Source organism: Nostoc punctiforme PCC 73102, assembly GCF_000020025.1.
Taxonomy (GTDB): Bacteria; Cyanobacteriota; Cyanobacteriia; order Cyanobacteriales; family Nostocaceae; genus Nostoc; species Nostoc punctiforme.
In genome coordinates, this window is the sequence record NC_010628.1 from 7,275,671 (window position 1) to 7,298,087 (window position 22,417).

General features: G+C 42.5%; 13 protein-coding genes and 2 pseudogenes. 8 read left to right on the forward strand and 7 right to left on the reverse strand.

Features of this window, described 5'->3' with window-relative positions; all coding sequences use genetic code 11:
* Positions 1-4: 4 nt before the first annotated feature.
* The 3 genes from NPUN_RS29820 (at position 5) to NPUN_RS29825 (ending at position 4,859) form a co-directional block, all read left to right on the forward strand.
* A complete protein-coding gene (locus NPUN_RS29820) occupies positions 5-2,950 on the forward strand; it encodes a peptidase domain-containing ABC transporter (RefSeq protein WP_012412129.1) in 2,946 nt (981 codons plus the stop codon).
* Positions 2,951-3,001: 51 nt separating this feature from the next.
* Positions 3,002-3,253, forward strand: a complete 252-nt coding sequence (locus tag NPUN_RS41095; RefSeq protein WP_012412130.1) for a hypothetical protein — start codon at positions 3,002-3,004, stop codon at positions 3,251-3,253.
* Positions 3,254-3,356: 103 nt separating this feature from the next.
* Entirely contained in the window at positions 3,357-4,859 is a 1,503-nt protein-coding gene (locus NPUN_RS29825; protein WP_041566485.1) for a beta-barrel domain-containing protein, read from the forward strand.
* Positions 4,860-4,903: 44 nt separating this feature from the next.
* Here NPUN_RS29825 and NPUN_RS29830 read toward each other — a convergent pair whose 3' ends face one another.
* Positions 4,904-6,175, reverse strand: coding sequence for an alpha-L-fucosidase (locus tag NPUN_RS29830; RefSeq protein ID WP_012412132.1), 1,272 nt, complete (start codon positions 6,173-6,175; stop codon positions 4,904-4,906).
* A 459-nt stretch (positions 6,176-6,634) separates the two neighbouring features.
* On the opposite strand from NPUN_RS29830, the gene NPUN_RS29835 reads away from it, so the two are divergent.
* On the forward strand, positions 6,635-8,077 hold the full coding sequence (locus NPUN_RS29835) for an AAA-like domain-containing protein (RefSeq protein WP_012412133.1): 1,443 nt from the start codon (positions 6,635-6,637) through the stop codon (positions 8,075-8,077).
* Between the two features lie 5 nt (positions 8,078-8,082).
* Positions 8,083-9,657 carry an AAA-like domain-containing protein gene (locus NPUN_RS29840; protein WP_012412134.1) on the forward strand — a complete coding sequence of 525 codons (1,575 nt, stop codon included), beginning with the start codon at positions 8,083-8,085 and terminating at the stop codon, positions 9,655-9,657.
* A gap of 13 nt (positions 9,658-9,670) precedes the next feature.
* Here the strand turns inward: NPUN_RS29840 and NPUN_RS29845 are convergent, their stop codons facing one another.
* The 5 genes and pseudogenes from NPUN_RS29845 to NPUN_RS45030 form a co-directional block, all read right to left on the reverse strand.
* Positions 9,671-10,555 (reverse strand): response regulator, encoded by an 885-nt coding sequence (locus NPUN_RS29845; RefSeq protein ID WP_012412135.1) that lies wholly within the window; start codon positions 10,553-10,555, stop codon positions 9,671-9,673.
* Between the two features lie 697 nt (positions 10,556-11,252).
* A complete protein-coding gene (locus tag NPUN_RS37950; RefSeq protein WP_012412136.1) occupies positions 11,253-15,980 on the reverse strand; it encodes a PAS domain S-box protein in 4,728 nt (1,575 codons plus the stop codon).
* Positions 15,981-16,136: 156 nt separating this feature from the next.
* The gene (locus NPUN_RS29855) at positions 16,137-16,499 is read right to left on the reverse strand and encodes a PAS domain S-box protein (protein ID WP_012412137.1); all 363 of its coding nucleotides are present in this window, start codon (positions 16,497-16,499) and stop codon (positions 16,137-16,139) included.
* A gap of 508 nt (positions 16,500-17,007) precedes the next feature.
* The gene (locus tag NPUN_RS45025) at positions 17,008-17,727 is read right to left on the reverse strand and encodes an IlvD/Edd family dehydratase (protein WP_473989787.1); all 720 of its coding nucleotides are present in this window, start codon (positions 17,725-17,727) and stop codon (positions 17,008-17,010) included.
* Positions 17,716-18,707 (reverse strand): annotated as a pseudogene (locus tag NPUN_RS45030) (dihydroxy-acid dehydratase domain-containing protein); the annotation flags it as partial. The gene NPUN_RS45025 and the pseudogene NPUN_RS45030, both read right to left, overlap by 12 nt.
* Positions 18,708-18,812: 105 nt before the next feature.
* Between NPUN_RS45030 and NPUN_RS39555 the strand changes: the two are divergent.
* Positions 18,813-18,905 (forward strand): annotated as a pseudogene (locus NPUN_RS39555) (LysR family transcriptional regulator); the annotation flags it as partial.
* Between the two features lie 873 nt (positions 18,906-19,778).
* Positions 19,779-20,912, forward strand: a complete 1,134-nt coding sequence (locus NPUN_RS29865) for a substrate-binding domain-containing protein (protein WP_012412138.1) — start codon at positions 19,779-19,781, stop codon at positions 20,910-20,912.
* 262 nt (positions 20,913-21,174) lie between these two features.
* On the opposite strand, the gene NPUN_RS29870 is transcribed toward NPUN_RS29865, so the two are convergent.
* Positions 21,175-21,408, reverse strand: a complete 234-nt coding sequence (locus tag NPUN_RS29870) for a hypothetical protein (protein WP_041565712.1) — start codon at positions 21,406-21,408, stop codon at positions 21,175-21,177.
* Here NPUN_RS29870 and nifH point away from each other — a divergent pair.
* Positions 21,407-22,372: a nitrogenase iron protein gene (gene nifH / locus NPUN_RS29875; protein WP_012412139.1), complete on the forward strand. Its 966-nt coding sequence runs from the start codon at positions 21,407-21,409 to the stop codon at positions 22,370-22,372. The two genes, NPUN_RS29870 and nifH, sit on opposite strands and share 2 nt — an antisense overlap.
* The last annotated feature ends 45 nt before the right edge of the window (positions 22,373-22,417 follow it).

Consider the following 22,417-nt stretch of genomic DNA (forward strand, 5'->3'; position numbering starts at 1 on the left):
GAAAATGATGACAAATACAACCGTTGATATTCAAGAATTTATTGCTGATTTGTTTCCTTTCAATTATCTGTCACCAAATGTTTTAGAAAATTTGCTCAACAAAGTGCAATTTTGTCGCTATCGCATCGGGCAAGTAATAGTAGCACGGGAAGCTATGCCCGATCGGATTAGTATTATCTACCAGGGACAAGCGCGTTTATTAGCCTACAATTCCCAAGGACAAAATCCGGCGACACTGAAGTTGCTCTCATCAGGTGAGGTTTTGGGTTGGGTAAGTCATGTGCGGGGGATTGCTTGTGAAACTGCGATCGCTTCTACTGAAGTTATCACCTTTAATCTGGCGATCGCTGATTTTCTCGCATTGATTCAACAGGAGAAGGCTTTTGCCGAAGCATTACATAATACTGCTTCCCTCATAGAAGTATATGAACTGCTGATGGAAGAACTGAATCGTCGGGCAGATGGTAGCAGGAATTTAGTTAAGCTTGCTCGCACAGCAACTCAAGCAGCCGTTATTCAAACATTCCCAACACGTAAAATATCTCTCCAGCAGTTAGATTCAGAATTATTGTGGTTAGTTAGCAGTAGTTCGAGTGCTTACTTTCCTGTAGGGAGTCGCTTAAAGTTAGATGATATCAACCCCAAGCTGAAATTTAACGCAAGTATGCGTCTGGTGGGCTTACCTAAATCAATACTTGGAGAAAATCTTGCTCCTCCTACGTCAAAAACACTGTTACCCGCAGAGATTCCCTACGCTTCAGAAATTACTGTCACAGAAGAACCAGCAGCTAAGGGTAAACAAAAGAAGTTTCCTTATATCAAAGGTAGAGGACCACTAGATGGTTCATTAGCTTGCTTCCAAATGTTGAGCCAATACTTTAACATCTCCTGGCGCAAAGATACACTACGCCGGGTGTTGACAAAGCAGCAAGAACAGAAGGGCACTATATCTCTGCAATTTTGCGCCGCCGCCGCTGAGTTGATGGGGTTGACAACACAGATGGTTAAAGTTCCCGCTACCGCAGTCGGACGCTTGCAGTTACCAGTAATGATTTCTTGGCAAGATAGTTTTGCCATCATCTACAAAAATAGCGATCGAGAGTTACTCATTGCTGTTCCAGAGATGGGACTACTGCGCTACAAATTACGAGACTTTGCGGAAAACTGGGGGGCTGAAGGAGAAGTTCTGCTGCTACAAACCACCAAAAATACTCCCAAGGCGCGGTTTAGTTTAAGTTGGTTTGTACCTTCACTGCGACGCTACCGCAAAGTATTAATTGAAGTACTAATTGCTTCCATTGTTATCCAACTGTTTGGGCTGGTAAATCCTCTGGCTACACAGGTGATTATTGATAAAGTATTGGTTGGCAATAGTCCTGATACCCTGGAAGTTTTCGGCATCTTTTTGCTGGTAGTTGCAGTCATCGAAGCAATACTTACCAGCGTTCGCACTCATTTATTTACAGATACCACCAACCGGATTGACCTCACCCTTGGTTCTGAGGTGATTAATCACTTGTTGCGTTTGCCTTTATCTTACTTTGAACGCCGCCCTGTGGGGGAATTGGCAACGCGAATCCACGAATTAGAAAACATCCGCTCTTTTTTAACTGGTACCGCTTTAACTGTAGTGATGGATGCTGTGTTTTCGGTGGTCTACATCGTAGTAATGGCGATTTACAGCCCAGTGTTGACATTAGTTGCTTTGGCAACAGTACCGCTATTTGGCTTGCTCAACTTGATGGTATCACCTTTGATGCGGCGACAATTGCAAGAGAAAGCTGAGTGCAATGCCGAGACGCAATCTTATTTAGTGGAAGTCATGGGGGGAATGCAGACAATCAAGGCGCAAAATTTAGAAATGCGATCGCGTTGGCAATGGCAAGAACGCTATGCTCGTTACATCAGCGCTGGTTTCAAAACAGTCTCTACCCAAACTACCGCCAGTTCTATTAGCAGTTTTCTCAACAAGTTTTCCAGCATGTTAGTACTGTGGGTGGGAGCTTTTCTCGTCCTAAATCAGCACCTTACCTTGGGACAACTCATCGCCTTTCGCATTCTTGCTGGTTATGTCACCAGTCCCTTGTTACGCCTGATGCAACTTTGGCAGAACTTCCAAGAAACCGCTCTATCTCTGCAACGCCTTGCTGATATTTTAGACACTCCCCAAGAAACAGAAATCGGCAACTCTCAAAATATTCTCATGCCCAGTATTCAAGGTAGTGTCCGCTTTGAAAATCTCAGCTTCAGTTTCTCGGAAAACGGACCGATGCAACTGTGCAATATTAACTTAGACTTTCCGGCTGGCTCCTTTGTGGGAATTGTTGGTCAAAGCGGTTCCGGTAAAAGCACTCTGCTAAAATTGTTGCCTCGGCTTTATGAACCAAAGTCCGGCAAAATCTTGATTGATGGCTATGATATCAGCAAAGTAGAACTTTATTCTTTACGTCGTCAAATTGGTATGGTGTTACAAGATACCCTCTTGTTTGATGGCACAATTCGCGAAAACATTTCCTTGGGATATCCTGATGCTAGCGATGAAGAAATTATTACTGCTGCCAAGGTAGCATTCGCCCACGACTTTATTATGTCTTTACCCAGTGGCTATAACACCCGCGTCGGCGAACGAGGTTCGGGACTGTCTGGGGGACAACGCCAAAGAGTCGCGATCGCTCGTACTGTTCTGCAAAATCCCCAATTACTGATTCTTGATGAAGCAACCAGTGCCTTAGATTACAATGCCGAAGCCCAAGTTTGCGGTAACTTAGCGAGAACTTTCCAAGATAAAACAGTATTTTTCATTACTCACCGCCTCAGCACAATTCGCAATGCCGATGTAATTCTCATGATGGATCGAGGCGCTGTAGTAGAACAGGGAACTCATGAAGAATTGATGGCGCTCAAAGGTTATTACTACTGTCTGTATCAGCAACAGGAAGCGAAAGTGTAGGCAGGAGGGAAGAGGCAACAGGCAACAGGCAATAGGCAGGAATAAATACTATTGCTTCGACCTTTGAACTCGGAACTTCGACCTTTGAACTTGGAAGTTGAGCCTTTTTGCTTGAAGGTTGAGCCTCTGAACTCGGAAGTTGCACCTTTTTACTTGAACGTTGAGCCTCTGAACTCGGAAATTGAGCCTTTTTGCTCGAACGTTAAGCCTCTGAACTCGGAAGTTGCACCTTTTTGCTTGAACGTTGAGCCTTTGAACTCGGAAATTGCACCTTTTTGCTTGAACGTTGAGCTTCTCAACTAAGAACTTTAACCTTAGCACTCCTAACTCTTGTACAGACGCGATTCATCGCGTCTCTCAACACTCCCCAATGCCCAATGTCCCATTCCCCATTCCCCCATTTATTATGAATATTCAATATAAATTCGATCAACCAGTTCTTTTACAACAAACCCCTACTTGGTCACGAGCGATCGCCTGGACTATTATCGGAGTTAGCACCTTCACAGTAATTTGGGCTTCAGTCTTCCAAATTGATGAATCAATTCATGCTACTGGCAAGTTAGAACCACAGGGTGCAGTCAAAGAAATTCAGGCTCCGGTTCATGGTGTTGTCAACGAAATTCTAGTCAAAGATGGTCAGCGAGTCAAAAAAGGTGAAACACTCATTACCCTAGAAAAAACTTCTTCTGAGGCGGAGTTAACTTCATTAAAGCAAAGTCGCGCGGCTCAGTTGCTTGCAAAACAGTCGCTAGAGCAAGAAAATGACTTCTATCGCCGTCAGCTTCAAGGGAGCATATCACTACAACAAGTGGCACAGCAAACTGCTCTGTTGAAAATTAAACCAGAACTAGCCTTTTTGACCAAAAGCCGAGCAGCGATTATTGCCGAAAACCAGTTGTACCGGACACAATTAAACGGTGCGACTGCTGAAAGTCCTCTTACAAGAGAGCAACAGTTACGCTTGCGAAATCGCCAAATAGAATTAGAATCACGTTTAGCCACAGCTAATTTAGAAACGGGACAGACACAACAGCAATTTTTCCAGACTCAGGCACAGTTAACTAGCGCTAAAGAGTTGCTGACAATTAATCAACAAATTCTTCGCAGGTTTGAACCTCTAGCACAGCAGGGGGCGATTTCCCAGGTGCAGTACTTGAAACAGCAACAGGATGTCAGCACCAAACAAGCAGAAGTGATCCGATTGAATCGGGAACAGCAGCGATTACAATTAGCGATCGCACAGTCAAATGAAAAACTTCGCAATACTGCGGCTGTGTCTCAAGAAGACTTATTAGCCAAAATTACAGATAATGACAAAAAAATTGCCGAAATTGACAGCCAATTAACCAAAGTAATTGTAGATAATCAGAAACGCCTCTATGAAATTAATGGTCAGATTGGTGAGATTGAGAGTAAGTTAATCCAGGCACAACAAACTCTTAAATATCAGAAAATTACTGCACCTGTAGATGGTACTGTTTTTGAACTTAAAGCTAAAACAGCAGGATTTGTAATTAATTCTAGCGAACCGCTCCTAAAACTTGTTCCGAGTGATAATTTGGTTGCTAACGTATACATCACTAACCGCGACATCGGTTTTGTCAGAGAAAGGCAACAAGTGGATGTAAGAATTGATTCCTTTCCCTTCCAAGAGTATGGTGACATCAAAGGCGAACTAATTGAGATTGGCTCTGATGCTTTACCTCCAGACCAAGTTTATAAATTCTGGCGTTTTTCCGCAAAAGTCCGCCTACATGGGCAGAAATTACTGATTAATCAGCGTCAAATTCCATTGCAATCCGGGATGTCCATTGATGCTAATGTGAAATTGCGTCAGCGCACCATTATGAGTATCTTCACTGATTTCTTAGTTCAGAAGACTGAAAGCTTAAAATCTCTCCGTTGAACAAAGTCCTCAACCTTGTACTGTTACTTCAAAAACATTATTACTCAGGAATCAATATCAATACAAATCACTGTAACGTATGGATTAATTACTGATTCAGGTATATCAATTGTTAATTCTCCTAATGGATTGGGATTAAGAATAGAATCTATAATTGCACAGCGACTTGTGTAGGTTAGTGCTGTGCTATCAGCAAGAACAAATACTGATTTTACCCGTTTGATTGGTATACCCCTAACTGATATTGTTTCGTAAGGTTTCATTAATAGGTGTAGATAAATGCGATCGCCTCCGGCACGCGAAGCGCGAACGCCCTTACGAGTTGAGGGGCCATAAAATTGCCACGGTTCTAACCCTGGGGTTGTATCAAGTATACTTTCACTGTGGCTCTCCATCCAATCTGCTATATCTTTGAGACGCTCTAACTGCTCAGGAGGGATTTGTCCATTACCCATTGGGCTAACATTGAGCAAAAGATTGCCTCCTTTGCCTGCTACTTCGCAAAGGGTATGAATTAGCTGACGAGATGACTTGAAGCAATGATCGTCTGAATTATATCCCCAACTTTCATTAATAGTCAGACAAGTTTCCCAAGGATGATCGGGTGGATGAGGCGGAATAAACTGTTCAGGAGTTTCAAAGTCTCCACAATTTGGAAGACGATCGTTAATGAGAATATTCGGTTGTAAATCACGAATCATTTTTGCTAAATTTTGAGCCTGCCATTGCTCTGGAGTGCGTTCCCAACTTCCGTCAAACCAAATGATGTCAATTTGACCATAGTTGGTCAATAATTCTCGGATCTGATTGAACATAAATTGGATATATCGCTCCCACTGTTGCGCTGTAGGTTGAGGTAGCTGGTCAAAGCGATAAGGTTTAGCTGCTTCTGTAAAAGCCGGATAGTCTGGATGATGCCAGTCACTAAGCGAAAAATAAAGACCAATACGCAATCCGACAGAGCGCATCGCTTCGATATATTCACGTACAATATCTTTTTTGTAAGGTGCAGATGCAATTGAAAAGTCTGATTCTTGGGTATGGAATAGGGCAAAACCATTATGATGCTTGGCTGTTAATATGGCATATTTCATTCCGAGACTTTTTGCTAAATGTGCCCATTCTTGAGGATTGTATTGCTGTGGATTGAAAGTATTAGCTGTGTAGTGATATCTCTCAACTGGAATATCTTTGCAAAAAGGAAGGCTGAATACACCCCCAACTAACGGCCAAGATAACTCACATCCTTGTTGAGAACTATGTCCCCAATGAATAAACATCCCCAATCGAGCTGTATCAAACCAGTTATTCATCATGGTGAAATTTGGCAATAATTCTACTTAATTAGGAGAAATAGCTCCCTTTGCATCTTAGTATATATACAGTTTTTGGTTGTTATTATTTGTTAGCTGAGGTGAAAATGCGTAGGCGTAGCCTGCACTTCTCTACGAGACGCTCCGCGTTAAGCGTAGCTATGCCGCAGGCTTTACGACATGGTTCGACTCCGCTCACCAGCCGCTCAGTGACCACCGCAGGCATCGCTATAAAGTGGGGCGTAGCTCCTCGCCCCTTTTCCTCAGAACTAGAGACAAGCGCTTGCTTGTCGTGGGTATAGCGTCGTAGGGCGTTACAATGCAGGGTCTTTTTCTAGCATCTTGTTGGCTGTTAGGGAGTTAGGTTTCTGAAGCCGACTGTTTAAATTTAAGTGAATAAGGAAAAAACTATGAATAATTCCGCTACAGTCTTATTTAAAATCAACTTTATTCTTTTTACAAATGAATATAGAAGAAGCATTAGTAATTCTAGATACATTTATTGAACATGGCTTAAGTGATGTTCAGGAAATAATATTTCGTCAGGCTTGGGAAGGAAAAACTTATCCAGATATCGCCGAAAGCTGTGGTTATGATGCAAATTATATAAAAGATGTTGGTTCTAAGTTATGGAAGTTACTTTCACAAGCTTTTGGGGAGGAGGTGACAAAAAGTAATTTTCGCTCAGTATTGAGGCGGCGAAGCCTCCGGCAGGCTTTGCCTACGCAAAATAGCGTTTTGTCAGAAAAACTACAAACTGTGCCAGCAGTCTTGAGACAGTCTCAGCAAACAAGCACAGGGAAAGATAGGATATCAGCATCTTCTTTAGCGATCGAAAAGCAAGACGAGAGAAAAACCCCAGTCCTTAATTCCGACTTCTTAGAAATTCCTGGTGGCTCGGTGCCGCTCAATTCCTTTTTTTACATAGAGCGTCCGCCAATTGAAGAACGCACATATACAGAAATTAATAAACCTGGAAGCCTAATCAGAATCAAAGCCCCCAGCAAAATGGGAAAAACCTCCCTAATGCACAGAATTCTTACTCATGCTAAACAGACTAGGGTACACACCGTACAGATCGGTTTACAGAGGGCAGATAGTCAAGTTTTCACCAGCTTGGAAAAATTCTTACGCTGGTTTTGTGCTAACGTCAGTCGGCAGTTGAACCTAGAAATCAGACTAGATGATTATTGGGATGAAGATATTGGTAGCAAAGTTAGCTGCACATTGTATTTACAAGAGTATTTGCTAGAGAAAATCGACGCTCCGGTAGTCTTAGCTTTGGATGAAGTGAATCGAATTTTCGAGTATCCAGAAATCTCTAGGGATTTTCTGCCGCTACTGCGTTCTTGGTATGAAGATGCTTCCGAATTAGAAATCTGGCGAAAACTCCGATTACTAGTTGTCCATGCCACTGAAGCTTATATTCCGTTAGATATTAATCAATCCCCTTTTAATGTGGGACTACCGATTAAGTTACCAGAATTTAGTTTAGAGCAGATGCAGGAATTAGCAGTGCGTCATGGACTCGATTGGGCTAAAGGTGAGAAAGGATTGGAAAAGCTGGCTCCTCTACTAGCGATGATTGGTGGACATCCCTATCTAGCTCGTCTGGCTCTTTATAACCTGGGACATGAAGAAGTAACTCTAGAGCAACTACTAAACGAGGCTCCCACAATTGCCGGTATCTATAGCAACTATTTACGGCAGCATCTAGCCAATCTCCAAGAACATCCAGAATTAGCAACAGCACTCAAACGGGTAGTTACCTCTCCAACAAGCGTGCAATTAGAAGCGATCGCTGCCTACAAATTAGAAAGTATGGGTCTGGTAAAACTTGAAGGAAATCAAGCAATACCTAGCTGTGAGTTGTATCGGCTCTATTTCCAAGAGCATTTAGGCTAAATGCAATGAATAAATACGAATATCAAATTGGCGGTAGTCTTAAAGTCGATGCTCCTAGCTATGTAGAACGACAGGCTGATATTGAACTTTATAATGCTCTCATCCAAGGTGAATTTTGTTATGTATTTAGTTCCCGACAGATGGGTAAATCTAGCTTGCGTTTACAAACAAGACACCGATTAGAACAAGCCGGCTACAGTTGCGCTTCTATCGATATGACTCGGATCGGCAACGGCAATATTACTCCTGCTCAATGGTATAAGGGCATAGTGGTTGACTTATTAAGGAGCTTTAATATATTTGGCAAAGTTAATTTAAAAACCTGGTGGTCGGAGCGAGAAGATTTACCTGCGTTACAGCGATTGAGCCAATTTGTCGAAGATATTTTGTTAGTTGAAATAAAAGCTGAAAAAATATTTATTTTTATTGATGAAATTGATAGTGTTTTAGGTTTGAATTTCCCTGTCGTCGATTTTTTTACTCTAATTCGCTCGTGCTACAATCAGCGAGCAGAAAATCCAGAATATAACCGTCTAACTTGGGCACTATTCGGAGTGGCAACGCCTTCAGATTTGATTGCCGATCGCAACTGTACTCCATTTAATATCGGTAAATCTATTGAACTACACGGTTTTAACTTCTCAGAAGTTCAGCCATTAACAGCAGGGTTAGAAGGTAAAGTCGCTAATCCTATGGCAGTTATCAAAGACATTTTGGCTTGGACAAATGGTCAACCTTTTCTGACTCAAAAGCTCTGTCAGATAGTAGTGCAAGAAAGAAACTCTGGAAGCAAAAATGTTGAAGAGCAGAGAAGTATAGAAGTTGACGAGCGTTATAAATTGGATGACCATTTACCGATTGTTAATCAACATCTGATAAATTTTTATTATCAATTTCCATTGTTAGTTTTAGAAAAACTCGTGCAAACCCATATTATAGAGAAATGGGAAGCAAAGGACGATCCTGAGCATTTGAAAACAATCCGCGATCGCTTGCTGAGAAATGAACAGCGTGCTGGAGGCTTACTGGGAATGTACCAGCAAATTTTGCAAGGAATTCAGATAGCTTGTGATGAGGGAGAGGAGCAAATAGAACTGCTGTTATCGGGATTAGTAACCAAGCAGCAAGGGCAACTAATAGTCAAGAACCGCATTTATGAAGAGGTTTTTAATCAAACTTGGGTAGAAAAACAATTAGCAAAGTTGCGACCCTATTCGCAAGCATTAAATGCTTGGATAGCCTCAGAACACTGTGATAATTCTCGACTATTACGCGGGAAAGCTTTACTTGAAGCTCTAGCTTGGTCACAAGGCAAAAGCTTGAGCGATCTAGATTATCAGTTTTTAGCAGCTAGCCAAGAATGCGATCGGCGAGAAGTTGAGACATGGTTAGAAGCTGAACGAACTAAAGAAGTTAAAGCTAGATTAGTTCAAGAGCAAAAAGCAGCTAGATTCCAAAGATTATTTTTTATCGGCGCATTCAGTTGGGCATTGATAGTTGTTTTAGGATTAGGGGTAGTGACTTTCCAGTATAAAAAGCACTGTTCCGTTACCTCAAAGCAATTACTAGATCAACCTTGAAGCGAACACAATTTTAGTGAGTGCTGGGATAGTAAGCACTAGTACATAAATATTCCTGCTCTTTAAACTCTAGATAACTAAAGCTGATTTTCACATTTAGATGCCGACCATCTTGAGTTAGGTGAATAGATTCAAAACTGGAGGAGTCTTTTTGTCTAAGTTCCTGCCATTGTGAGTGCCAAGTTTCTGCGGGAAAATTGGGATCAATATCGTGAACGGTCATAGTCAACAGTTCTTTGCGAGAATAGCCTAAAATCTGGCAAGCTGCTTCATTTACATAAACCAACTGGGCATTTGAATTAATAAAAAAAATTGAATCTCTAAACTTATCTAAATAAAATTGGCTTAACCGCAATGCTGATTCTGCTTTTTGACGGTCGCTAATTTCTTGTTGCAAAAGTACATTTTGCTCAGTGAGTTGTTTTTGTAGTCTTCGGATAGTCAAGTTATTTTCCACACGGGCAAAAACCTCTTCTTCACTAAAAGGTTTGGTAATGTAATCTACTCCCCCGACTGCAAAAGCTTTGACTTTATCAAATACTTCATCCAAGGCACTAATAAAAATTACTGGAATGTCGCGGGTTATCTCTGAGGCTTTCAAATGTTGACAGACTTCATAGCCATTCATTTCTGGCATCATGATGTCAAGTAAGATTAAATCGGGCGGTGCAGCTTGTGCTGTTTTCAAAGCTGTTGGACCGTTAATCACTCTCCGAATTTCATACCCAAGCTGAGTTAGCATAGCTGATAAAAGTCGCAGATTATCGGGTGTATCATCAACAACAAGAATATTTGCTTTTGGTAGTTGAACTTGATGGTTATCCATATTTATGAGAACTAATTTATCAGAAAAGAATTCAGGAGCGGAGCCGGAGACGTTTCCGTTAGCTCCGGTCATAAATCAGGATTTAGAATTTAATTGGAGTCAGACTGGTGAATGAATCGGTTAAGATCCCCACCAAATCTTCTGGTGCATTCGCTACACAAAAATTTAGAGGATGTCTGAGAAGTATTAAATATTTCGTCCGATCCCCCTAGCCCCCCTTTCCAATGCTACCGTGTACACACAAATCGAATTTCTTCTTAAATCCAGTCATTTATTGAATTCGGGCGAGCGTTTATTGAATTCGGGCGGTCGTTTATTGAATTCGGGCGAGCGTTTATTGAATTCGGGCGAGCGTTTATTGAATTCGGGCGAGCGTTTATTGAATTCGGGCGAGCGTTTATTGAATTCGGGCGGTCGTTTATTGAATTCGGGCAATCGTTGATTGAATTCAAGCAGTGGTTAGGGTGGGGTAAAACCCAGATTATTGAGCCAGTTCAGACTTGTGTATACACCGTAGCTTTCCAAGGGGGAAAAACTTCTAAAAGTCCCCCTTTTTAAGGGGAGCCACTGCGCCCTTGCGGTTTCCCGACTTGTTCGCGTAGCGTCTCCCCTTGGGAGAAGCATGTGGCGTGGATTTAGGGGGATCTACAAGTCTCGAATACAACACTAAAAAGTTTTCAGACATCCTCTTAGCGCTCTTTAATTAGTGGCAGGTATCAATCCCCACTTTCTTGTTCTGACTTTTGAATTCTGATTCAAAAATCATTTCTTACAGTTGGGTTAAATCAATAACTTTATCAATCCGAAAGTTATTAATCCAATCAGACAGAGTGTTTGCCAAAAGAGCAGATTCTTCAGGAATTTGCTCAAGTAAGCTGAAAATCAGTTTTTCATCAGTACAGAGTGCCGCTTGGTGTAGCTGTGTCACCCACTCAGTAGGCATCTGAGCTAGAATTTCTTCTAATGATAGAAGTTTAAGGTTGGGATTTTTTGCAAGTTGGTCTTGTTGAAGTGGTTCCTGTTCATATACATAACGCACTCCTAAATATTTAGATATGATATTTAAGATTACTTCTTCTCGGAACGGCTTACGCACAAAATCGTTGCAGCCTGCCGATAAAACCACAAACCGTTCCTCATCAAAAGCACTAGCAGTTAGAGCAATAATGACTGTAGCTTGACCTTTTAAAGTAGCTCTGATTTGTTTAGTGGCTTCATACCCATCCATCACGGGCATTCGCATATCCATGAAAATCAGGTGGGGTTCCCAAGTTTGCCAAAGAGCGATCGCTTCTTGTCCGTTAGCTGCTGCCTGAGTTTCAAAACCAATACTATTAAATAACTGCGTTAATAAATCACAATTGTCTTCGCGGTCATCAACTATCAGGATTCTGTATACAGGTTGCCCTGGTGTCAAAGCAATTACTCTACGTTTGAGTGTTGGTGGTGCAATATCTAATGAGTCTGCTAGTTCAATTTTGATATCAAAGTAGAAAGTTGAGCCACTGCCTACCACACTATGAACTCGGATATCGCCACCCATTAACTGCACAAATTGACGGCTGATTGTTAATCCTAATCCTGTCCCTTCCATTACTTGTCTGGCACTTGCAGTCTGAACGAAAGGCTGAAATAAATTATCTAATTCCTCTGTAGGAATTCCCAATCCTGTATCTTCAATTTTAAAGCTAATCAGGGATTGGGAATTGGGCACAAGAGGCAGAGGAGCAGAGGGGCAGAGGGGCAGAGGGGAAAGACTTAGTGCAACTTCTCCCCTGCTCCCCTGCTCCCCAATCCCCAAGCTTACGCGCAACGTTACTCCCCCAGTATTGGTAAATTTAATGGCATTTCCCAATAGGTTGATCAGCACTTGTCGGAGCTTACTTTCGTCTGTGAGGATATATTGGTGCAAATTTGGAGCAAGTTCAAATGAGAGTGATAACTTTTTATCCTTGGCTCGTACCTGAAACATCTGTTGCATCTCTTGCAATAACCTATGCAAATCAAAGGATGTCGGGTTAAGAACAATCCGTCCAGCCTCGATTTTGGACATTTCCAGCACATCGTTAATTAAGTTGAGCAGGTGTTCTCCACTACGATTGATAGTTGCTAAAGAGTCTCGCTGACGTTTGTTGAGGGTGGTGTCTCGTTCCATTAGCTGGGCAAAACCCAAAATGGCATTGAGTGGCGTTCGCAGTTCATGGCTCATGTTGGCTAAGAAGGCGCTTTTTGAACGGTTGGCAGTTTCGGCGGTTTCTTTGGCAATTCGTAGTGCCTCTTCAGCCTTATGCCGCGATCGCCCAATGGCTATGAGTTCGCTCACCAGTTGCAGTAAGTTGATTTCCTCTTGGTTCCAAGTTTTGGATTTGTTAACAGTATCTAATTCCAGTAGTCCAACGACTCTGCCGGCATAAATCATTGGTACAGCCACTACAGATTTAATTATTTCTCTGTAAGTCAATTCTGTCTCGACGTTTGCCTCTGGTAAAATATTTGCAATGCGAGACGCTTGTAAACCTTGAATAGGATTACCGTTGAGAATTTGGTTATAAAACCAGGGCAACGGCTCAGATGAAGTGGTGTTGTTTAATATGCTGCTGGGATTATACCACTCATGGGCGATGTGAAATTGCTGTTGTGGCTCGTGATATTCAAAGATACAACTGCATTCAGCTCCCATAAATTCGGCGATCGCTTGCAGGGTAAAATTGATTGCGGTATCTGCATCTTGGTCGATAAACTGGCGAGAAATGCTGTTTAATAGTCTATCTACCTGAGCGCGATGCCAAAGTGTGGCTTCAACTTGCTTACGTTCAGTCAAGTCTTGCACCAACCCCTGAATGAGTTTGCGCTCACCCAACTTAAATACTGTTAACCATACCTCAGCCGGAAAATCTGTACCATCGGCACGACGGTGAACCCATTCAAAACGATGTCTGCCTTGTTCATAGGCGATCGCAACTTGTTCGCGGGCTAAACTAGCAGAAGTTTGACCGTTTGGTTGAAATGGTGGTGAAAATTCACTGGGATGCTTCTGCAAAAACTCTTGCCGAGAATAGCCGAATAGTTCCTCTGCTGCCCGGTTACAATCAAGAGGAATTCCGTTTTCCTGTAACATGACCGCAATGCTGGTTGATTCGTAAAGAGCGCGAAATCTGGCTTCTGATTGTCGCAAAGATTCTTCTACAAGTTTGCGATCGCTAATATCGGTAATGACAGCATCTATACAGCCATCCTGAGCATTCCGTCTCAGCGAGATTAGTCCCCAACCAAGAGATTTATCGCGACGACACAGTTGCAACTCAAAGTTACGTACTTCACCCTGCTGTGCCATTTCTGCCAATAGCTGTTGGCGATCGTTTGGATTCGCGTAAAACTCCGTCGTGAATTGCTTGCCAATGAGATCGGTGGCGCAACTATAACCCAAAATTTCGGCTTGGCGTTGGTTAGCTTCCAGAAACAGCCCATCTTCTAAGCGAATGCGAGCAATCCCCACTTGAAAATTCTCAAAAATGTTGCGATATTTCTGTTCGCTGCGACGTAGAGCTTCTTCTGACTGTTTGCGATCTGTAATATCGCGGAAGTACCAAATTCTACCGTAGTAATCTTCTGTTAGCGATCGCACAGATGCAGAATATCGGTCTAGAGTTCTTCCATCTTTCAGGCGAATTTCATCCCGGCTGATTTGGTCTGGATGGGCGTAGAGATACTCAACTTTTGCCAGAAACTCCTGTGGCTGTTCTAGTTTTTCGAGTGCTAATTCTAGTAATCGCCGATTGTTACCACTGACAAATCTTTCTGGAATTTGCCATAACTGACAAAAACGCTGATTATAAGATACAACACGATTATTTTCATCAACGACTAAAATTCCATCAATTGAAGCTTCTTGTTGGGCTTTGAGTATGGCATTACTGCGGTGTAAATCTGCCTCTACTTGCTTGCGATCGTTAATGTCAGCAACCACGGCTTCAAGACAATTATCTTCCACATTTAAACGTAAGGAAAATAAGCCCCAATGAGCCTTACCGTTGCATTGATAAAACTGTAGCTCAAAATTTTTGAGCGAACCTTTTTCACGCAGTTCGGTTATTATACGCTGGCGATCGCTTGGGTTTGCATAAAAATCTGTGGTAAATTTTGTGCCACCAATTAAGTCTGCTACACAACTGTAGCCTAATAGCTCGGCAAGGCGTTGATTGGCATCTAAAATCAGTCCATCATCAATTCGGCTGCGAAGGATGCCAAATTGAGAGTTTTCAAACAGATTGCGAAACTTTTGCTCACTCTTGAGCAAAGCTTGTTCAGCTTGTTTACGCTCTGTAATCACACGCGCAACGCTGATCAATACCAAGTTACCATTTAGATCATTTGTTGTAGCTAAGTTAGAAGCTTGCCATTGCCAACTACCATCCTTGAGCCTAGCTCTATACTCAATTTCTAACCTTTCCCCTGTTGTTACTACCCTGTTGACTGCATCTAGACAACTTGGTAAGTCATCAGGATGAATAAAATCTGCAAATGGGATACCTTCTAACTCAGTAGTCTCATAGCCTGTAAGCTTGGCTAAATTGGGCGAAATATAGCTGATTCGTCCTTCTAAGTCAATCAGAGAAATAATATCATTAGAATTTTCCACAATGCGCCGGAACTTAATTTCGCTTTCGCTCAAAGCTTTTTCTACTTGCTGGCGTGCAGTAATATCCCGAAAGCTCCAAACACGTCCAATAATTTTATTGCCCTGCCATTGAGGTTGAGAGTAACGCTCAAAAACACGTCCATCTTTCATTTCTATCAAATCAAAAGCTTCCTGTTCTGGGAACTTATAAAACAGTTCCTTGACTCTGGCAATAAACGCTTCAGGATCTCGCGTTTGTTCAGACATAAATTTGAATCGTTCATTATTTTGAGAAGGTAGCAACAACGATTCTGGTATTGACCACATCTGAAGAAACTTTTGATTAAAGACTGCTACATTAAAGTCCTGATTTACAACTATAATTCCATCAGCTGTAGATTCAACTGTCGCTTGCAAAAGAGATAGAGTTTCTGCTTGTTTTTGTTGTGCTAAGTAGCCTTCCCTTTCCCAATGTTTTGCTTGAGTGACATCTCGAATTACTAATATAGATGACCTATCACCTCCTGTAAGTTGGACGCAGTTGCCTGATATTTCTAAAATTAAGGAGCGATGTTTGCCGTCACGACATTCATATTCTTCTGTGATTTCATACTCTCCCCCTAACACCCTCATATTTGGATAAGACTCTGGTGCAACTTCTTCACCAGCTAGGCTTAAAAATAACAAGTCACTCAGCTTGGCATTAAGAACGAGAATATGCGATCGGTTAACCAGTTTGTCAAAAGCAGTATTGCACCATTGTATTTTGCCATCACTACCAGTCCAGACAATAGCATCAGCGATCGCCCCCAGCGCCACCTCCATCTTGCCCAAAATTGCCCGTAATTGGTTGACCAAACTAGTCAAATGTATGCTCATCGGCAGACTCCCCTCCGGGGAATTAAAAATGAAAAATTAAGAATTAAAAATTGTAACTATTGGGTACAAGTCCCCAATATTAATTAAAATTTACTATTTTTAATGAAAAAAAAGGTCAATTTGTGATTTTTTTGGCGATCTATCTTCTCATTTATTTTAAAGAGGACGCAACATAGCCATAAACACCCATTCTCCCTGATGTTTCTCTGCCATAATCAAATGCTCGGCTTGAATTTCTAGACCATCTTTGGTGATTCCGACTAGATGCAGTGGGTGATTGAGAATAGTAGAATTTTCTGTTGAAAGAAAGCGGGAAAAACCAAGATGGTGCGGGGCATGAAAACCTTCTGGAATAACTACTGTAATAATTTGACCATTAATTTCAGCCATGCTCCAGCCAAAAACAGAGGTAAAGCGATCGTTTACATAAGTGACAAACCCTTGTTCATCTGTAATTACAACTGGCACGTCTGTTTCTTGCTTCATGTCACTGAGGGTTTTCATCGCTGCTTTAGTCATAAAATTTTGTTATAGTTGTCCCAAAAATAGATCGCTTTTATTAGACCTGCCTTGCAAAATTATTTTATGGTATGAGAGTAAGTTTTGTAGTTCGCACGCTCCATATTTTTAGGATTAGTGTGTAAATTATAGTAATCCGATTTGATTTCTGTTCGTGCAGCGTGGCTGCATGGTGCGCGTTGGCGTAGCCTCTCGTAGAGAAGCGTCTCGCAGAGAAGAGCTATACTGAATTTTTTCAAGAATCAAATATGAGTCCTATAGCATCTACTATTTATTCTTAAAATAATGCGATTACAGCTATTTTCAATTAATTGAACCATAAATTTTACTAGGGGCAAGGCAAGGTTCCTTACCCAAATGGCACGCGAGAGAGCGCAAACCCTTAATCTTGCTTGTCTCTTAATACTTGTCGGGTTTTGGGGGAAAGGGAAAAGGTTAAAGGGGAAAAACCTTATATATCAAGCCTTCCGCTCCTTTTCCCTTTAACCGAGCAGTGTTGGAATGTCTCTTAGTTCTGTTGTGGTTTGAACAAATCCAAATCTGTCACAGCACCGATGCTGCTAGAAGATACCAGTTTGGCATATTTCGCCAACACGCCTTTGGTGTAACGTGGAGCGGGAGGTTGCCAATTAGCACGACGACGAGCTAATTCTTCTTCAGATATATTCAACTGCAAAAGGCGTGCGGGTGCATCAATGGTAATACTATCGCCTTCTTCAACAAGCGCGATCGCACCACCCACTGCTGCTTCTGGAGCAACATGACCAACCACCATGCCATAAGTACCGCCAGAAAAGCGCCCATCGGTAATTAATCCCACCGCATCACCCAAGCCAGCCCCGATAATTGCCGAAGTGGGAGCCAACATTTCTCGCATTCCAGGGCCGCCTTTGGGCCCTTCGTAGCGAATAACCAAAATATCACCAGCTTGAATTTTACCCGCCAAAATTGCATCTAAAGAGGCTTCTTCCGACTCAAACACCCGTGCAGGCCCGGTAATGACTGGTTTTTTCACGCCGGTAATTTTAGCGACAGCCCCTTCCGTTGCCAGATTACCTCTGAGGATGGCTAAATGTCCTTGAGCATACATCGGGTTATTCCAAGCCCGAATCACATCTTGATTGGCAGATGGCTCTTCGGGTATGTCTGCTAATATCTCTGCAATGGTTTGACCGCTAATGGTGAGACTATCACCATGCAATAAGCCATGTGCGAGTAGCATCTTCATGACTTGCGGAATGCCACCAGCTTTGTGCAAATCTGTAGCGACATATTTACCGCTTGGTTTTAGATCGCACAAAACGGGAACACGGGCGCGGATTGTTTCAAAGTCATCTAGGGTTAACTCTACATTCGCAGCGCGGGCGATCGCTAAGAAATGCAATACTGCATTGGTCGAACCACCCACCGCCATAATCACAGAGATGGCATTCTCTATAGATTTACGGGTGATAATTTGCCGGGGTAAGATTTGCTTCTTGATGGCTTCGACTAGCACAAAGGCTGATTTTTCCGTGCTGTCGGCTTTTTCGGCATCTTCGGCTGCCATTGTGGAAGAATAGGGTAAACTCATTCCCATCGCTTCAAATGCTGAAGACATGGTGTTAGCTGTGAACATTCCCCCGCAGGAACCAGCGCCAGGACAAGCGCGACTTTCGACTTCTAATAATTCCTTGTCGTCAATTTTTCCCGCACTGTATGACCAACAGCTTCAAAAGAACTGACAACGGTTAAATCGCGTCCGTTGTAGTGACCGGGTTTAATTGTGCCACCGTAAACGAATATTGCCGGGATATTCATCCGCGCGATCGCTAGCATTGCGCCTGGCATATTCTTATCACAGCCACCAATGGCTAGTACACCATCCATACTTTGTCCGGTACAGGCGGTTTCGATGGAATCGGCGATAACTTCCCGCGATACTAGGGAATATTTCATCCCTTCGGTTCCCATTGAAATCCCGTCGCTGATGGTAATTGTGCCAAATATTTGCGGCATTGCTCCGGCGGTTTTAATCCCAGCTTCTGCCCTCTGTGCCAGTTGATTTATCCCCATATTGCAGGGGGTGATCGTGCTGTAACCGTTGGCTATACCGACAATGGCTTTATTGAAATCTTCATCTTTAAAACCAACTGCCCGCAGCATAGCTCGATTTGGCGATCGCTGCACTCCTTGCGTCACTACTTGGCTTCTCAAATTCTCCGACATAGTTACACCATCCTATGACTTTCACGTATGAGTATCATAGGTAGCAATTTTTGACATGTCCAATATATATTTATGAATATTTGAGACTTATAAAATATCAAAACTATGGAACTGCGACACCTGCGCTACTTCATTGCTGTAGCTGAGGAACTACACTTTATTAAAGCCGCAGAGCAACTTCACATCGCTCAACCGCCCTAAGAGGATGTTTGAAAAGTTCTTTTCTTGGTAGAAAAACGTTTTAGATCCCCCTAAATCCCCCTTAAAAAGGGGGACTTTGATTCCGGTTCCCCCCTTTTTAAGGGGGGTTAGGGGGGATCAATAAGTGCCTAAAATCACAGCCAACCACTTTTCAAACAACCTCTAAGAGGAGCAAATTCAGCAGCTAGAAGCATCCCTTGGGGTAGTTAGTAGAAACGGCTGTAGTGTGGCGACAAGAGGATATGACACCTGTTTTACGGGAGTTTCTACAAATTGTCAGAAGTGTCTGTGGTGAATTAATCAGTTAAAAAGGCGATCGAGTTAGGGTAACAATTCATCCCCAAGTACGAAATTGATTGGTATGTTTTCTACGGCTTTTATTACTCGTCTATCAAGCATCAAAGCTGAAAACAACCTCTCAGGACTTACACACGGGTAACGGAAAACGTAGACACGTTCGCGTAGCGTCTCGTAGAGAAGTGGCTTGCCGCAGGCTACCACAGAGGGCGCAGAGGTCACGGAGTAATGAGAGTTTTAGAGGTTTTTTGCGTAAATCCTATTTCTAAAGCTGTATCAAATCCTATTTATACCAACAGAATTGGTAATTTTTTGCTAGACAAATGCTCTGTTTATTGGAATTTGAGGCTTTTGAGCGATAATAGCAGCTAAAAAACAACCAATTGCAAAAATAATTTGCGCTTTGCAAGCAAACTTGCAATTTCTGTGATAGTCTTTTTGTATGGGGAATCAAGATAGCGAAAGCACAAAAAGTCGTCAGAGAGAAATGATATAAACTCAAAGACCATACTTTCGCCTTGGCAGATATAAATTAAATCCGCTACGGCTTTTTGAAACTAAGAGACAAAGCCAATGAAGCAGGATAGTGACCTCCGTAATAACTTGAAGTCCATTAGAACTCGCTTAGGTATGAGCCAACAAGATTTGGCTAACATCGCTAGTGTAACTCGTCAGACTATTAGTGGTGTAGAGTCGGGATTATATGCTCCCTCTGTTGCCATAACACTTCGCTTGGCCAAAGCGCTTGGCTGTCAAGTTGAGGATCTATTCTGGTTAGAGCGGGATTTACCTGAAATCGAAGCCGTCCTTGCCAAACCTGTTCCTAACGATCAGCAACTACGAGTTAGCGTGGCTCGTGTAGGAGGACAATGGATAGCTTATCCCTTGATTGGTAAGGATGCTTTTCGCCAAGATATGATTCCGGCTGATGGAGAAGGTACTAGCCAAATAGGTACAAATAAAGTTCGAGTCAGGCTACTAGATGATAATCTCGACACACTTCACAACACCATTGTGATAGCTGGTTGTGCCCCTGTGATTTCACTATGGGCAAGAGCCACCGAACGCTGGCATCCCCAACTGCGAGTTCAATATAACTTCGCCAATAGCATGGCTGCATTGCACAGTCTATGCAGAGGTGAGGCGCACATCGCTGGGATGCATTTGTACGATCCTGAAACTGGTGAGTATAATACTCCCTTTGTTCGAGATGTTCTCGCTGGGAGAGAAGCAGTTCTGATTACCCTTGGTGTTTGGGAAGAGGGACTTTTGTTGAAGCCTGGCAACCCGATGGGAATTAGAACAGTTACTGACTTAGTTGCTGGGGGAGCGACTATTGTTAACCGCGAAATAGGTTCTGGTAGTCGGATGCTTTTGGAACAAACACTCCAAAAGGAGCAGATACCGTTCGATGCTGTTCAGGGCTTTGACAATGTACTCAAAAGTCACCAGGACGTTGCCCAAGCTGTAGGATTAGGAATTGCTGATGCTGGTATGAGTACGGCATCTGTAGCTACGGCTTTTGGGCTGGGATTTATCCCTTTACATCAGTCACGATATGATTTGGTGATTCTCAAGGAATATCTAGAAGAAGCACCTGTACAGCAGTTGCTTAGTACTTTGGGACATCGGATGGTTCACTCACAATTTGAAATTCTTGGTGGTTACGATATCAGCAAAATTGGAGAAGTTGTAGCGGCTGTTTAGAGTGGATTGCAATGGTTGGTTGTGTGCTTAAAGGAATACTTGGCGTAAATTGAAATTCCTGCTGCAACCACTCTTGAGGTATGAGCAACCTTTAGAGAATTACAACAACTGATAATGCTGAGTTCGTAATTTTTCCAGCTTGGAATATGTAGCTTTCCTTTTTCCAATTAGTATTACTACCGTTAGAGAAATCATTTGAGTGAGCGGATGGTAATACTTGCAATATTCCTTGAGTGATGTCTTATTGCTCTAGCCATTTTAGTCAGAAAAAAACAATGACTAATGGCCAACGGAAACTTACCAAAACTTGAATATGTTCTGGATTCGGACTCTTTTTGCTGTAGAACGAGCGCCTCCAACAACGTTCTACATAAGGCCAGTGCTGTAATTTTACAATGCGAGTACCTCCGGCACAAAGTGCGTAGTTTACCGCCGTAGGCATCGCTTCATGAATCGACAGACCCACCAAACAAACAATTGCAGGATAAATTATCATGTCCGACGAAAAAATTAGACAGATTGCTTTTTACGGTAAAGGTGGTATTGGTAAATCTACCACTTCCCAAAATACCCTTGCTGCGATGGCAGAAGTGGGTAAACGCATCTTGATTGTCGGATGTGACCCCAAAGCTGACTCTACCCGATTGATTTTGCACTGTAAAGCCCAAACCACAGTCTTGCACTTAGCTGCTGAACGGGGCGCTGTAGAAGATATTGAACTTGAAGAAGTGGTAATAACTGGCTTCCGAAATATCAGATGTGTAGAATCAGGTGGGCCAGAACCTGGTGTTGGTTGCGCCGGTCGGGGTATCATCACCGCTATCAACTTTCTTGAAGAAAACGGCGCTTACTCAGATGTAGATTTCGTATCATACGACGTGTTGGGCGACGTTGTGTGTGGTGGTTTTGCTATGCCAATTCGTGAAGGTAAAGCCCAAGAAATCTATATCGTTACCTCCGGTGAAATGATGGCGATGTTTGCAGCTAACAACATTGCTCGTGGCGTTCTCAAATATGCTCACACTGGTGGGGTACGTTTGGGTGGACTAATTTGTAACAGCCGCAAAACTGACCGGGAAGATGAACTGATTAGCACCCTTGCAGCCAGATTAAGTACTCAGATGATTCACTTTGTCCCCCGTGACAATATCGTGCAACACGCCGAATTGCGGCGGATGACAGTGAACGAGTATGCACCCGACAGCAAGCAAGCTCATGAATACCGTACATTAGCAGACAAGATTATCAACAATACAAATCTCGCCGTTCCTACACCTATTGAGATGGATGAGCTAGAAGATTTGTTGATTGAATTCGGTATCCTTGAAAGTGAAGAAAATGCTGCGAAACTAATTAGCCAAGCAGACGCAGCTAAAAAACAAGAAGATGCTGAAGGTGAAGCACTAGAAGCACTCAAAAAAGGAAACGTAGAAATAGTTTCTGGTAGCGAGAAGAAGTAAGCTTATTCTTCAGAATCAGGTGCTAAATACAAAGTAAATATTAGG

What these genes read in the sequence shown, in the direction of transcription:
- NPUN_RS29820 (WP_012412129.1), top strand. Translation starts at nt 5, where the DNA reads ATGATGACAAATACAACCGTTGATATTCAAGAATTTATTGCTGATTTG.
- NPUN_RS29825 (WP_041566485.1), top strand. Translation starts at nt 3,357, where the DNA reads ATGAATATTCAATATAAATTCGATCAACCAGTTCTTTTACAACAAACC.
- NPUN_RS29830 (WP_012412132.1), bottom strand. Translation starts at nt 6,175, where the DNA reads ATGATGAATAACTGGTTTGATACAGCTCGATTGGGGATGTTTATTCAT.
- NPUN_RS29835 (WP_012412133.1), top strand. Translation starts at nt 6,635, where the DNA reads ATGAATATAGAAGAAGCATTAGTAATTCTAGATACATTTATTGAACAT.
- NPUN_RS29840 (WP_012412134.1), top strand. Translation starts at nt 8,083, where the DNA reads ATGAATAAATACGAATATCAAATTGGCGGTAGTCTTAAAGTCGATGCT.
- NPUN_RS29845 (WP_012412135.1), bottom strand. Translation starts at nt 10,555, where the DNA reads ATGACCGGAGCTAACGGAAACGTCTCCGGCTCCGCTCCTGAATTCTTT.
- NPUN_RS37950 (WP_012412136.1), bottom strand. Translation starts at nt 15,980, where the DNA reads ATGAGCATACATTTGACTAGTTTGGTCAACCAATTACGGGCAATTTTG.
- NPUN_RS29855 (WP_012412137.1), bottom strand. Translation starts at nt 16,499, where the DNA reads ATGACTAAAGCAGCGATGAAAACCCTCAGTGACATGAAGCAAGAAACA.
- NPUN_RS45025 (WP_473989787.1), bottom strand. Translation starts at nt 17,727, where the DNA reads ATGAAGATGCTACTCGCACATGGCTTATTGCATGGTGATAGTCTCACC.
- NPUN_RS29865 (WP_012412138.1), top strand. Translation starts at nt 19,779, where the DNA reads ATGAAGCAGGATAGTGACCTCCGTAATAACTTGAAGTCCATTAGAACT.
- nifH (WP_012412139.1), top strand. Translation starts at nt 21,407, where the DNA reads ATGTCCGACGAAAAAATTAGACAGATTGCTTTTTACGGTAAAGGTGGT.
- NPUN_RS29870 (WP_041565712.1), bottom strand. Translation starts at nt 21,408, where the DNA reads ATGATAATTTATCCTGCAATTGTTTGTTTGGTGGGTCTGTCGATTCAT.